Annotated in this window: 10 protein-coding genes; 1 reads left to right on the forward strand and 9 read right to left on the reverse strand. The window is 67.8% G+C overall.

From position 1 onward, the window contains the following. Nucleotides 1–33: 33 nt before the first annotated feature. The gene (locus tag M1L58_RS00610) at nt 34–747 is read left to right on the forward strand and encodes an NAD(P)H-dependent oxidoreductase (protein WP_248657470.1); all 714 of its coding nucleotides are present in this window, start codon (nt 34–36) and stop codon (nt 745–747) included. On the opposite strand, the gene ppc is transcribed toward M1L58_RS00610, so the two are convergent. The 9 genes from ppc to uvrC form a co-directional block, all read right to left on the reverse strand. After that, the gene (gene ppc / locus M1L58_RS00615) at nt 744–3,584 is read right to left on the reverse strand and encodes a phosphoenolpyruvate carboxylase (protein ID WP_248657471.1); all 2,841 of its coding nucleotides are present in this window, start codon (nt 3,582–3,584) and stop codon (nt 744–746) included. The two genes, M1L58_RS00610 and ppc, sit on opposite strands and share 4 nt — an antisense overlap. Nucleotides 3,585–3,682: 98 nt before the next feature. Continuing rightward, nucleotides 3,683–3,916: a preprotein translocase subunit SecG gene (gene secG / locus M1L58_RS00620; RefSeq protein WP_006357231.1), complete on the reverse strand. Its 234-nt coding sequence runs from the start codon at nt 3,914–3,916 to the stop codon at nt 3,683–3,685. 110 nt (nt 3,917–4,026) lie between these two features. Next, nucleotides 4,027–4,815 (reverse strand): triose-phosphate isomerase, encoded by a 789-nt coding sequence (tpiA, locus tag M1L58_RS00625; protein ID WP_006866305.1) that lies wholly within the window; start codon nt 4,813–4,815, stop codon nt 4,027–4,029. 3 nt (nt 4,816–4,818) lie between these two features. Continuing rightward, nucleotides 4,819–6,030 carry a phosphoglycerate kinase gene (locus M1L58_RS00630; protein ID WP_248657472.1) on the reverse strand — a complete coding sequence of 404 codons (1,212 nt, stop codon included), beginning with the start codon at nt 6,028–6,030 and terminating at the stop codon, nt 4,819–4,821. A gap of 37 nt (nt 6,031–6,067) precedes the next feature. Next, nucleotides 6,068–7,087 (reverse strand): type I glyceraldehyde-3-phosphate dehydrogenase, encoded by a 1,020-nt coding sequence (gap, locus tag M1L58_RS00635; RefSeq protein ID WP_248657473.1) that lies wholly within the window; start codon nt 7,085–7,087, stop codon nt 6,068–6,070. A gap of 180 nt (nt 7,088–7,267) precedes the next feature. Then, nucleotides 7,268–8,245, reverse strand: coding sequence for a DNA-binding protein WhiA (gene whiA, locus M1L58_RS00640; protein ID WP_174310871.1), 978 nt, complete (start codon nt 8,243–8,245; stop codon nt 7,268–7,270). Nucleotides 8,246–8,315: 70 nt separating this feature from the next. Beyond that, nucleotides 8,316–9,335, reverse strand: a complete 1,020-nt coding sequence (locus tag M1L58_RS00645; RefSeq protein ID WP_006866308.1) for a gluconeogenesis factor YvcK family protein — start codon at nt 9,333–9,335, stop codon at nt 8,316–8,318. After that, nucleotides 9,332–10,282: an RNase adapter RapZ gene (rapZ, locus tag M1L58_RS00650; protein ID WP_227026311.1), complete on the reverse strand. Its 951-nt coding sequence runs from the start codon at nt 10,280–10,282 to the stop codon at nt 9,332–9,334. The genes M1L58_RS00645 and rapZ overlap by 4 nt, the downstream gene beginning before the upstream one ends. Further along, nucleotides 10,275–12,365: an excinuclease ABC subunit UvrC gene (uvrC, locus tag M1L58_RS00655; RefSeq protein ID WP_248657475.1), complete on the reverse strand. Its 2,091-nt coding sequence runs from the start codon at nt 12,363–12,365 to the stop codon at nt 10,275–10,277. The genes rapZ and uvrC overlap by 8 nt, the downstream gene beginning before the upstream one ends. Between the last annotated feature and the right edge of the window lie 4 nt (nt 12,366–12,369).

Below are 12,369 nucleotides of genomic sequence, written 5' to 3' on the forward strand. Positions count from 1 at the left end.
AATCATTCGGGGAGGCATCGTGTTGCACGCCACATGCGCGGCAATGCACTGTGGGTGCTCGCCCACCCCGATCAGTCCTCCCTGAGTAGCCATCTGCGGAATGTCGGTATCGCGGCGTTACGCGAAAAAGGTTGGCGCGTCGTCGAATCCGACCTCTACCGGATGAGATGGGATCCGCTCCTCGTCACCGACGACGGATCGGCCGATGTCCGCGCCGAGCAACGGAAACTCGCCGATGCCGATCTGGTGATCCTGCAGTTCCCTCTGTGGTGGTACGGCGTGCCTGCCATCCTCAAGGGCTGGTTCGACCGGGTCTTTGAGAGCGGGTTCGCCTACGACGTCCCCGACCCCGAGACCGGACGGTTCCTCAAGTACGGTCGCGGCGGACTCATCGGGAAGCGGGCGCTCGTCGTCGTGACCGCCGGGGACCGGCACGCGAGCCTCGGGCCCCGCGGGATAAGCGGCCACATCGACGACGTGCTGTGGCCGACCCTGCATGGAACCCTCTGGTACACCGGCATGCAGCCGCTCCGACCGCACCTCATCACCGAGGCCGACGACGTCGACCAGCAAACGGTCGGTTCGGTGGAGCGGTCGCTGATCGATCGCCTCGACCACGTCGCGGAGGAAGAACCGATCTCGTATCTGCCGATGGAGGACGAGTTCTACGATCACTCGATCCGCCTGCACGACCACATCTCACCGGGCGTCGAGGGCAACGCCGCGCACCAGCACTGCGCGGTCTAGCCCGAGTTGCGCAGTGCCGTCGCCAGGCCGTTCATGGTGAGCTGGATACCGCGCCGCACCAACGGGGTGTCCTCCCCCGCACGGAATCGGCGCAGCAGTTCCACCTGCAGCAGGTTGAGCGGCTCGAGGTACGGGAAGCGGTTGTAGACAGAGCGTTTCAGGGCCGCGTTGTCGTGCAGCAGGTCGTCGGTGCCGGTGATCTTCGCGCACATGGCGATCGTGCGCTCGTGTTCGTCGACGATCATGCCGAACACCTTGTCGCGTAGTTCCTCGTCGGGAACCAGCTGTGCGTAGCGTTCGGCGAGACCCATGTCGGACTTCGCCAGCACCTGCGCCATGTTCGACATGACTGTGCGGAAGAACGGCCACTTCTCGTAGTAGCGCTGCAAAGCCTCGAGACGGGTGGGATCGTCGCCGACCCATTCCTCGAATGCGGACCCGGTGCCATACCAGCCCGGGAGCATCACTCGTGACTGTGTCCACGACAGCACCCATGGGATCGCGCGGAGATCCGAGATCTTCTCGGTCTGCTTGCGCGACGCCGGGCGGCTGCCGATGTTGAGGGCGCCGATCTCCGACAGCGGCGTCGACGTGGTGAAGTACTCGACGAATCCCGGTGTCTCGTGCACGAGGCGGCTGTACGCCGCGCGCGCCTTGGCGGCGATGTCGTCCATGATCTCGTAGGCCGACTCCGATTCGTCGCCGAGACCCTCGACGTCGAGCAGCGACGACTCGATGGTCGCGGCCAGCAGCGTCTCCAGGTTGCGGCGTGCAGTCACCGGTTCGGCGTACTTGGCGGCGATGATCTCGCCCTGTTCGGTGATGCGCAGCGATCCCCGCACCGCGCCCGGCGGCTGCGCGAGGATCGCGTCGTAGCTGGGCCCGCCGCCGCGGCCGACGGTGCCACCGCGACCGTGGAAGAGCCGCAACCGGATTCCCGACTTCGACGCCGCCTCGACGAGGTCGAGCTCGGCGCGGTACAGCGCCCAGTTGGCGGCCATGTAGCCGCCGTCCTTGTTGGAGTCGGAGTAGCCGAGCATGATCTCCTGCATGCCGTTCTGGGACTCCACGAGCGCCCGGTAGAACGGCACGTCGAGCACGGCGAGCAACGTGGTGGCGCCCTGCTGCAGGTCCTCGATCGTCTCGAACAGCGGCACGACCCGGACAGTGGAGCGCGGCGTGTTCTCCCCCGCGGCACCGGGGTCGTAGAGACCGGCCTCCTTCAGCAGGATCAAGGCCTCGAGCATGTCACTCACCGAGGTGCACATGCTGATGATGTAGTTGGGCACCGCTTCCGGACCGAACGTCGCGACCGCCTTCGCCGCCGCACGCACGATCCCGAGTTCCTTGGTCGCCAGCTCGCTGAGTTCCGCGTCGGGACTGGTGAGGGGCCGGCGCCGCTGTAGCTCGGCGGACAGGATCTCGACCCGCTCGTCCTCCCCCAGCGAGGCGTAGTCGGCGTGGACCCCCGCCCAGGCCAGGAGTTCGGCGACGACCTCCTCGTGCATGTCGGAGTTCTGCCGCATGTCGAGACCGGACAGATGGAAACCGAACGTACGCACCGACTCCCGAAGCGACAGGAGGCGATCGTCGGCGATGGTGGCGTCGTTGTTGACCCGCAGCGCGGCGTCGATGACGTCCAGGTCGGCGAGCAGTTCCGATGCGTCGTCGTAGGGTGGCTTGCCGTCGACGAGGAAGAGGTCGCTCGAGGAGAGGAAGTCGTCGTCGAACATCCCCCGCGCCGTCGCCGCGAGACGGGATCGGATGTGCCGCAACGCGAGCCGGAATGGTTCGTCGACGCCCGGGTCGTCGGCATCGGCACCGGCGAGTTCCAGCAGCGGCTCGGTGCCGGTGATCAGTCGCGCCGACATGCTCAGTTCCTGCGCGAGGTTCTCGAGTTCGGCGAGATGGTGCCCGACCGCGGTCGCGGCGGCCAGCGTGGTGGCCAGGGTGACGACCTCGGCGGTCACGAACGGGTTGCCGTCCCGGTCGCCGCCGATCCAGGACCCCATGCGGATCATCGGCTCGTCGGCGAGACCCGCCTCCGGGTACGCCGACCGCAGTGCGGCACGCACCGAGGTGTTGATCGCCGGCACCACGTCGAAGAACGAGGCATCGTAATAGCGCAGACCGGAACGGATCTCGTCCTGGATGGTGAGTCGTTCGAGGCGGATGAGCGCGGTCTGCCACAGCGTGAGGATCTGGCGGCGGATCGCCTCGGTGACCTCGGCGTCCTCGTCGGGGGTCAGTTCGGTGCGGCCGCGGAAGCGCATCAGCTCGGTGATGCGGTTCTGCGCCTCGAACACCGTGCGACGCCGCGTCTCGGTCGGGTGGGCGGTGATGACCGGCACGACGTTGGCGTCGGCGAGCGCCTTGCCGACCTCCTCGTCGGCGAGTCCGGCGTCGGCGAGCTGACGGTAGGTCGCGGCCAGGCTGGACTTCTGCGGCGGGTCACCGGCCCGCACGTGAATGGCACGGCGACGTTCGCGGTGGATGTCCTCGGCCAGGTTGGCCAGCAGCGCGAAATGGCTGAAGGCGCGGATGACGGGCACCGCGGTGGCCACGTCGAGATCGACGAACATGTCCGCGAGTTCGCCGCGATCGATCTCGTTGCGACGCACGCCGAATGCGGCCACCCGAGCCGATTCGACGAGATCGAAGACCTCGGTGCCGGAGTGCTCGGCGACGACCTCGCCGAGGATGCCGCCGAGCAGTCGGATGTCCTCGCGTAATGGTTCGGTGAGTGCACGGCCCTCGTCGTCGACGACGATGTGGTCGACGATCGAGATGGACGGACGCGATGCCGGGGCTCCCTGTGCGGGGGCGGTTTCACTCATACCCTCAAGTATCCCGAGATCAGGGGTATCCGGCATCCCGGGGAAAGCGACGGGCGACGCGTCAGACGCGTCGCCCGAGGTCGAGAGCAGAAATCAGCTCAGGAAAGTTTGATGTCGACGCCCACGCCGACGATGAAGATCACCCAGATGAGGCCGACGAAGATGGTCAGCCGGTCGAGGTTGCGTTCGACGACGCTCGAACCCGACAGGCTGGACTGGACACCGCCGCCGAACAGGGACGACAGACCGCCACCCTTGCCGCGGTGCAGCAGGACGAGCACGATCAGCAGCACGCTGGTCACGATCAATCCGATGTCGAGTGCACCTTGCACAGTCACGAGTCGAAACGCCCTTCCGTAAACACCTGGAGAAACAGCTGTGGCAGGTGGTGCCGACGCAAATCGACACCAACCTGCCACAGTGTACGCGTGGGTGCGACCCGTCAGGGCAAGGGGCCACCCGCGGCGATCGCCGACAGCGTCGCGAACTCGTCGGATTTCAGCGACGCGCCCCCGACGAGAGCTCCGTCGACGTCGGTCTGGCCGACGATGTCGCCGACGTTCTTGGCGTTCACCGAGCCGCCGTAGAGGATGCGGACCGAGGCCGCGGTCTCCGCGTCGGCGATCTCCGCGAGGGTTTCGCGGATCGCCTTGCAGACCTCCTGGGCGTCGGCGGCACTGGCCACGCGACCGGTGCCGATGGCCCAGACCGGCTCGTAGGCGATGACGGTCTTGGCGATCTCGTCGGCCGAGAGGCCCGCCAGCGAACCCTTGAGCTGCGCGACGTTGTACGCGACGTGCTCGCCGGCCTCGCGGATCTCGAGCCCCTCGCCGATGCAGACGATCGGGGTGAGCTCGTGCCGCAGCGCGGCCTTCGTCTTGGCCAGCACGACCTCGTCGGTCTCGCCGTGCAGGGTGCGACGCTCCGAGTGCCCGACGACGACGAAGGTGCAGCCGAGCTTCGCGAGGAAGGCACCGCTGATCTCGCCGGTGTAGGCGCCCGAGTCGTGCTGCGACAGGTCCTGCGCACCGTAGGTGAGCAGGAGCTTGTCGCCGTCGACGACGGTCTGCACGCTGCGGATGTCGGTGAACGGCGGGATGACCGTCACGTCGACCTTGTCGAAGTACTTCGCCGGCAGGGCGAAGGCGATCTTCTGAACCAGCGCGATGGCCTCGAGGTGGTTCAGGTTCATCTTCCAGTTGCCCGCGATGAGCGGTTTACGAGTTGCCATGGCTCAGCTCTCCAGCACCTTCAGTCCGGGGAGTTCCTTGCCCTCGAGGTACTCCAGCGACGCGCCACCTCCGGTGGAGATGTGCGAGAAGTCCGAGTCGGGCAGACCCAGGGTCCGCACTGCGGCGGCCGAGTCGCCGCCACCGACCACGGTGAACGCACCGTTGCCGGTCGCCCCGGCGATGGCCTCGGCGACACCGCGCGTGCCGGCCGAGAACTTCTCGAACTCGAAGACGCCCGACGGACCGTTCCAGAAAATCGTCTTGGCGCCCGAGAGGACCGCGGCGAATCGCTTCACCGACTCCGGTCCGATGTCGAGGCCCATCCAGCCGTCCGGAATGGCGTCGGCAGCGACGGTCTTCGCCTCAGCGTCGGCGGCGAACTTGTCGGCCACCACGACGTCGATCGGCAGGTGGATGACGTCGCCGAAGCGCTCGAGCAGGCTCTTGCAGACCTCGATCTGGTCTTCCTGCAGCAGCGAGGTGCCCACCGAATGGCCCTGTGAGGCCAGGAAGGTGAAGGCCATGCCGCCGCCGATGACGAGCGTGTCGACCTTGGGAGCCAACGCCTCGATGACCCCGAGCTTGTCGGAGACCTTCGAGCCACCGAGGACGACCGCGTACGGGCGGGTCACGTCTTCGGTGAGCTTCGACAGGACGTCGACCTCGGCCGCCACCAGCTCTCCCGCGTAGTGCGGGAGGAGCTTGGCGACGTCGTAGACCGAGGCCTGCTTGCGGTGGACCACTCCGAAGCCGTCCGACACGAACGCGCCGTCGTCGCCGACGAGTTCGACGAGGGCCTTGGCGAGCTTCTCGCGCTCGGCGTCGTCCTTGGAGGTCTCCCGCGGGTCGAAGCGGATGTTCTCCAGGAGCAGGACGTCACCGTCGGTGAGACCCTCGGCGCGGGCGAGCGCGTCGGTGCCGACGACGTCACCGGCGAGCTGCACGTTGCGACCGAGCTCCTCGCCGAGACGCGCAGCGACGGGCGCGAGCGAGAACTTCGGATCCGGCTCGCCCTTCGGCCGACCCAGGTGCGCGGTGATGATCACCTTGGCACCGGCGTCGATGAGCGCGTTGAGGGTGGGCAGGGATGCGAGGATGCGACCCGGATCGGTGATCGTCGACCCGTCGAGCGGGACGTTGAAATCCGAACGGACCAGCACTCCGCGACCCGAAACACCCTCTTCCAGAAGGTTCTTCAGAGTGGGAACACCCATGAGGCGTTGACTCCTCTTTCGTTGTACGACGAGTGGACTAGAGAGACTTGCTGACGAGTCCGATGAGGTCGACGAGGCGGTTCGAGTAGCCCCACTCGTTGTCGTACCAGGACACGACCTTGGCCTGATCGTCGATGACCTTGGTCAGGCCGGCGTCGAACAGCGAGCTGTGCGGGTCGGTGACGATGTCGGAGGAGACGATCGGGGCGTCGTAGTACTTCAGGATGCCCTTGAGCGGACCCTCGGCAGCGGCCTTGAGCGCGGCGTTGATCTCCTCGGCGGTGGCCTGCTTGGCCAGCTGCGCGGTGAGGTCGGTGACCGAGCCGGTGGGGATCGGCACACGCAGGGCGTAGCCGTCGAGCTTGCCCTTCAGCTCCGGGAGGACCAGGCCGATGGCCTTGGCGGCACCGGTCGAGGTCGGCACGATGTTCAGGGCGGCGGCGCGGGCGCGACGCAGGTCCTTGTGCGGGCCGTCCTGCAGGTTCTGATCCTGGGTGTAGGCGTGGATCGTGGTCATGAGGCCCTTGACGATGCCGAACTCGTCGTTGAGGACCTTGGCCAGCGGGCCGAGGCAGTTCGTGGTGCACGAGGCGTTCGAGATGATGTTCTGGCTGCCGTCGTACTTGTCGTCGTTGACGCCCATGACGATGGTGATGTCCTCATCCGACGCGGGGGCCGAGATGATGACCTTCTTGGCGCCGGCGTCCAGGTGACCCTGGGCCTTGGCGCGTGCGGTGAAGATGCCGGTCGACTCGACGACGACGTCGACGCCCAGATCGCCCCACGGGATCGAGGCGGGGCCTTCCTTGACCTCGAGCGCCTTGATCTTCTTGTCGCCCACCACGATGGTGTCGTCGCCTTCGAGGCTGACCTCGTCGGGCAGACGGCCGAGGATCGAGTCGAACTTCAGCAGGTGCGCGAGAGTCGCGTTGTCGGTGAGGTCGTTGACCGCGACGATCTCGATGTCAGTGGTGCCCAAAGCCTTTTGCGCTTCGACGGCACGGAAGAAGTTGCGGCCGATCCGGCCGAATCCGTTGACGCCTACCCGAACAGTCACAGTTGTGCTCCTTAGCGGTATTCATGGTCAGGCCTGTGGGTCAAGCCCTGCTGGCCGCGCCGTGAGCGGTCACCGATGGCACACAGGGGCGACCCCCGGTCCGCACACGTCGACCTCAGCCTAGTAGGCCGGGTTGGGTCCGGCACACCGCAGGTCCGACTGTTGGCTTCCCCGCAGTGCTCAGGCCTCGTCGAGCAGCTCTGAGGTGACCGCCGATTCGGTGTCCGGGATGCCGTCCTGGCGAGCTTTCTTGTCGGCCATCGACAGCAGACGACGGATGCGTCCGGCGACGGCGTCCTTGGTCATCGGAGGATCGGCGAGCTGGCCGAGCTCCTCCAGGGAGGCCTGCCGATGGGTGATGCGCAGCTGTCCGGCCGCGACGAGATGATCAGGGACCTCGTCACCGAGGATCTCCAGGGCGCGTTCGACGCGGGCCGCCGCGGCCACCGCCGCGCGGGCCGAGCGTCGCAGGTTGGCGTCGTCGAAGTTGGCGAGACGGTTCGCGGTCGCACGCACCTCACGGCGCATGCGGCGTTCCTCCCACACCAGGCGGGTGTCGTGGGCCCCCATCCGGGTGAGCAGGGCGCCGATGGCCTCGCCGTCGCGGATGACGACCCGGTCGGCGCCGCGGACCTCGCGGGCCTTGGCGGTCACACCGAGGCGACGGGCCGCTCCGACGAGGGCAAGCGCGGCCTCCGGTCCGGGGCAGCTGACCTCGAGGGCCGACGAACGTCCGGGTTCGGTCAACGAGCCGTGTGCGAGAAACGCACCGCGCCAGGCGGCTTCGGCGTCGGCGACACTTCCGCCGACGACCTGGGCGGGGAGCCCGCGCACCGGACGGCCACGCAGGTCGAGCAGGCCGGTCTGCCGGGCGAGGCCCTCGCCGTCCTTGGTGATGCGCACGATGTAACGGGCCGACTTACGCAGTCCGCCGCCGCGCAGGACGTGGACGTCGGAGCCGTAGCCGAACAGGTCGTGGATCTCGCGTCGTAGGCGCCGCGCGACATTGCCCATGTCGACCTCGGCCTCGACCACCACGCGGCCGGCCACGATGTGCAAGCCGCCGGCGAACCGCAGCAGGGCCGACACCTCGGCTCTCCGGCAACTCACCTGGGTCACCGTCAGGCGACTCAGCTCGTCTTTCACCGCCGCCGTCATCGCCACCGGTTCCTGTCCTCCTGTCAACAGCCCACACGTCCCTGAAGAAAACGCCGAATCATCGCCTGTGTCAGGCGTCCGCCCGGTCAGCGTAACGGTTCGATTCACCTTCGCACAGTTCGTTCACCACGGCGGCGACTTTCGCCGGGTCATGGACCCGGCGACCGGGTACGGCGACATCGCCGACGTTCAGTTCGGCGCCGAAGAGCCCCGCCGCACGCACGAGATGCTCTCGTTCACGTCCGGCGGGCACCGACGACGCATCGACCAGGACGTTGTCGACACGGAAGGTGTCGGCGTGCGCGTGCAGGACGTGCAGATGCCGCTCCACCGAGAACCCCGGGGTCTCCCCCGGTTCGGGTGCGAGGTTGACCACCAGCACCTTGCGGGCGGCGGTGCGCTGCAGCGCCTTGAGCTGTTCGGGCACCAGCACGTGCGGGATCACGCTGGAGAACCACGAGCCGGGCCCGAGCATCACGAGATCGGCGGATTCGATTGCCTCGACGGCACTCTCGCAGGCGGGCGGATCCTCGGGGATCAACCGCACGCGGCGCACCTTGCCGGGCGTCGTGGCGACCGCCACCTGTCCGCGGATCTCCCGGCTGATGCGAGGGTCCGCCTCGAGTCCGGAGACGTCGGCCTCGATGTCGAGCGGGACGGTTGACATGGGCAGCACCTGACCGACGATCCCGAACATCGACCGGAGCTCCTGCAGCGCGGCCACCGTGTCGCCGAGGACCTCCGTGAGGCCCGCCAGCATCAGGTTGCCGATGGGGTGTCCGGCGAGGGCTCCGCGACCGCCGAAGCGGTGCTGCAGCACTTCGGCCCACAGTTCGTGGCGCCGACGGGTGTCGGGATCGCCCGCGGTCTGGAAGTCCTCGAGCGCCTTGGGTGCAGACATCAACGCGGCCAGCGCCATCCGCAGGTCCCCCGGCGGGATGAGCCCGAGTTCGGCACGGAGTCGGCCCGACGACCCGCCGTCGTCGGCGACCGTCACCACCGCGGTGATGTCGGTGCTGAGGTAGCGCATGGCGGTCAGCGTCGCGTACAGGCCGTGGCCGCCGCCGAGTGCGACGATCTTCTGGGTCATTCGCGCCCCAGATCGCGGTGCATCACGCGCACGTCGTAGGAGGCCACGCCGGAGTCGTCGACGGTCTTGCGGAGTCGTCGGGCGAGTTCCTCGGAGATGGCGACGCTGCGGTGTTTGCCACCGGTGCAGCCGACGCTGATCGTCATGTACCGCTTGCCTTCTCGCAGGTATCCGCGACCGACGATGGACACCAGGCCGGTGTAGAGGTCGAGGAAGTCACCTGCGTCGGGCTGGCCGAGGACGTAGTCACGGACCGGCGCCTCCTGCCCGTTGTGGTCGCGCAGTTCGTCGATCCAGTGCGGGTTGGGCAGGAACCGCACGTCGGCGACGAGATCGGAGTCGATGGGCAAACCGTACTTGAATCCGAAGGACTGCACCGCGATGCTCAGCCGCGGTTCGGTGTCGCCCGGGGACACCCCCTCCACCACGGAGCGGAGCTTGGCCGCGGTCAGCGCCGAGGTCTCCACGACCAGGTCGGCGACGTTCTTGATCGGCGCCAGGATCGCGCGTTCACGGGCGATCCCCTCGATGAGGGTTTCCTTGCCCTGCAGGGGGTGTCGGCGACGCACCTGCTCGAAGCGGCGCACCAGCGCCTCCTCGCTCGCGTCGAGGTAGAGCAGCCGGGTACGAATCCCCGACTCCTCGAGGCTGTCCCGCAGCTGTTCGAGTTCATGCGCGAGGTTGGGGTGGGAGGCGCGCAACACCATTGCCAGCCGGGTGATCGTCGGGTCGTTCTCCCGCACCATCCCGACCATCGTCGAGATCAGCGACGGCGGAACGTTGTCCGCGACGTACCAGCCGTCGTCCTCGAGCACGTTGGCCGCCGTGGATCGGCCTGCACCGGACATGCCGGTGACGAACAAGACGGTGAGCCCGTCGGGCACCTCGCCGTTCCGGACCCCTCCGTTCAGCTGCTGGTCGTGTTCGGCCTCGGCCTGCTCACTCATCGACACCTCGTCCCGCGTCACCGGTCACCACCGTCATCTCTGCCTCGTTCACCGCGTCGGACACCACCGTCTCCACCGGCACCGCCTCGGACTCCACCGGTTCGGACTCGGGCACCGCCTCGACGACGGTGTCACCGCCGAGCGCGCTCTGCACCGCACGTGCGGTGGTCAGTCCGATCCCCGGGACCTGGGCGATCTCCTCCAAGGATGCCTCACGCAGACGCGCAACCGACCCGAAGTGGGTCACCAGCGCGGTGCGTCGTGTCTTCCCGAGACCCGGGATGCCGTCGAGCGCCGAGGCGGTCATCCGCTTGCTGCGCTTGCTGCGGTGGAAGGTGATGGCGAACCGGTGCGCCTCGTCGCGAACGCGCTGCAACAGGAACAGCGCCTGGCTGCTGCGCGGCAGGATCATCGGGTCGTCCTCGCCGGGCACCCACACCTCCTCGAGTCGTTTGGCGAGTCCGATGACCGCGACGTCGGTGACGCCGAGCTCATCGAGGACCGCCGCGGCCGCATGCACCTGCGGTGCACCGCCGTCGACGACGAACAGGTTGGGCGGGTACGCGAATTTCCTTGGCTGCGCAGGGGTCTCGGGCACGGCGTCGACCTCCCCCGACTCGGGCGGCGGCGCATCGCGGTCGGCACGGTGCCGGAGGAATCGGCGGCGGGTCACCTCGGCGATCGACGCGACGTCGTCGGAGTGGCCGTCGCCGGCGGCATGACGGATCGCGTAGTGCCGGTAGTCGGACTTGCGCGGCAGCCCGTCCTCGAAGACGACGAGAGAGGCGACGACGTCGGTGCCCTGAACGTGCGAGATGTCCACACACTCGATACGCAGCGGCGCCTGATCGAGCATCAGGTTCTCCTGCAGCTCGGTGAGGGCTGCCGAGCGGGTGGTGAGGTCACCGGCGCGTCGGAGCTTGTGCTGGGTGAGCGCTTCGCCTGCGTTGCGGGCGACGGTCTCGAACAGCGCCTTCTTGTCGCCGCGCTGCGGGACGCGCAGTTTGACCCTGCTCCCCCGCAGTCCGCACAGCCACTCCTCGAGTTCGGCTGCGTTGGCGGGCAATTCGGGGACCAGGACCTCGCGCGGAACGGACTCGCCGTGTGCGCGGTTCTCGCCGACGTCGACGGTGGCGTCGAAATCGACCTGCGCACCGTAGAACTGGGTGATGAACTCGCCGATGACATCGCCGTCGGTGCCGTTGTCGCTGCGTTCGACGACCCAGCCACGCTGACCGCGGACGCGTCCGTCGCGCACGTGGAAGACCTGTACCGACACCTCGAGTTCGTCGCCGGCGATTGCCACGACGTCGGCGGTGGTGCCGTCGCCGAGGACCACGGCCTGCTTCTCCATGGCGCGTCGGAGGGCGCCGATGTCGTCGCGCAGGCGGGCTGCGCGTTCGAAGTCGAGATCTTCGGCCGCAGCGGTCATATCGCGTTCGAGCTTGCGGATCAGCAGGTCGGTGCGGCCGGCCAGGAAGTCGCAGAAGTCCTCGACGATCTCACGGTGCTCCTCGGCGTCGACGCGGCCGATGCAGGGGGCGGAGCACTTGTCGATGTAGCCGAGCAGGCACGGGCGGTCGATCTGGCGATGCCGTTTGAACACGCCCGCCGAACAGGTGCGCGCCGGGAACACCCGCGTCAGCAGGTCGACGGTCTCGCGGATCGCCCAGGCATGTGCGTACGGACCGAAGTAACGCACGCCGCGGCGGCGCGGCCCGCGGTAGACGAACAGCCGCGGGTATTCCTCGTTGAGGGTCACGGCGAGCATCGGATAGCTCTTGTCGTCGCGGTAGCGGACGTTGAACCGCGGATCGAACTCCTTGATCCAGTTGTATTCGAGCTGAAGCGCCTCGACCTCGGTGCCCACGACGGTCCACTCGACCGACGCCGCCGTCGTCACCATCTGGCGGGTGCGCGGGTGCAGCGAGGCGATGTCGGCGAAGTACGAGGTCAGACGCGACCGGAGGTTCTTGGCCTTGCCCACGTAGATGACGCGACCGTGCTCGTCACGGAACTTGTACACCCCGGGATCGGTCGGGATGGTTCCGTGAGCAGGACGGTAGGTAGTCGGGTCGGCCACGTGT

The sequence above is a fragment of the Gordonia sp. C13 genome (assembly GCF_023218005.1).
In the GTDB taxonomy this organism is placed as follows: domain Bacteria; phylum Actinomycetota; class Actinomycetes; order Mycobacteriales; family Mycobacteriaceae; genus Gordonia; species Gordonia namibiensis.

Excerpts from the sequence above, each read along its gene's own strand:
- whiA (WP_174310871.1), bottom strand. The coding sequence starts at position 8,245 with ATGACGGCGGCGGTGAAAGACGAGCTGAGTCGCCTGACGGTGACCCAG.
- tpiA (WP_006866305.1), bottom strand. The coding sequence starts at position 4,815 with ATGGCAACTCGTAAACCGCTCATCGCGGGCAACTGGAAGATGAACCTG.
- M1L58_RS00610 (WP_248657470.1), top strand. The coding sequence starts at position 34 with ATGCGCGGCAATGCACTGTGGGTGCTCGCCCACCCCGATCAGTCCTCC.
- M1L58_RS00630 (WP_248657472.1), bottom strand. The coding sequence starts at position 6,030 with ATGGGTGTTCCCACTCTGAAGAACCTTCTGGAAGAGGGTGTTTCGGGT.
- ppc (WP_248657471.1), bottom strand. The coding sequence starts at position 3,584 with ATGAGTGAAACCGCCCCCGCACAGGGAGCCCCGGCATCGCGTCCGTCC.
- M1L58_RS00645 (WP_006866308.1), bottom strand. The coding sequence starts at position 9,335 with ATGACCCAGAAGATCGTCGCACTCGGCGGCGGCCACGGCCTGTACGCG.
- rapZ (WP_227026311.1), bottom strand. The coding sequence starts at position 10,282 with ATGAGTGAGCAGGCCGAGGCCGAACACGACCAGCAGCTGAACGGAGGG.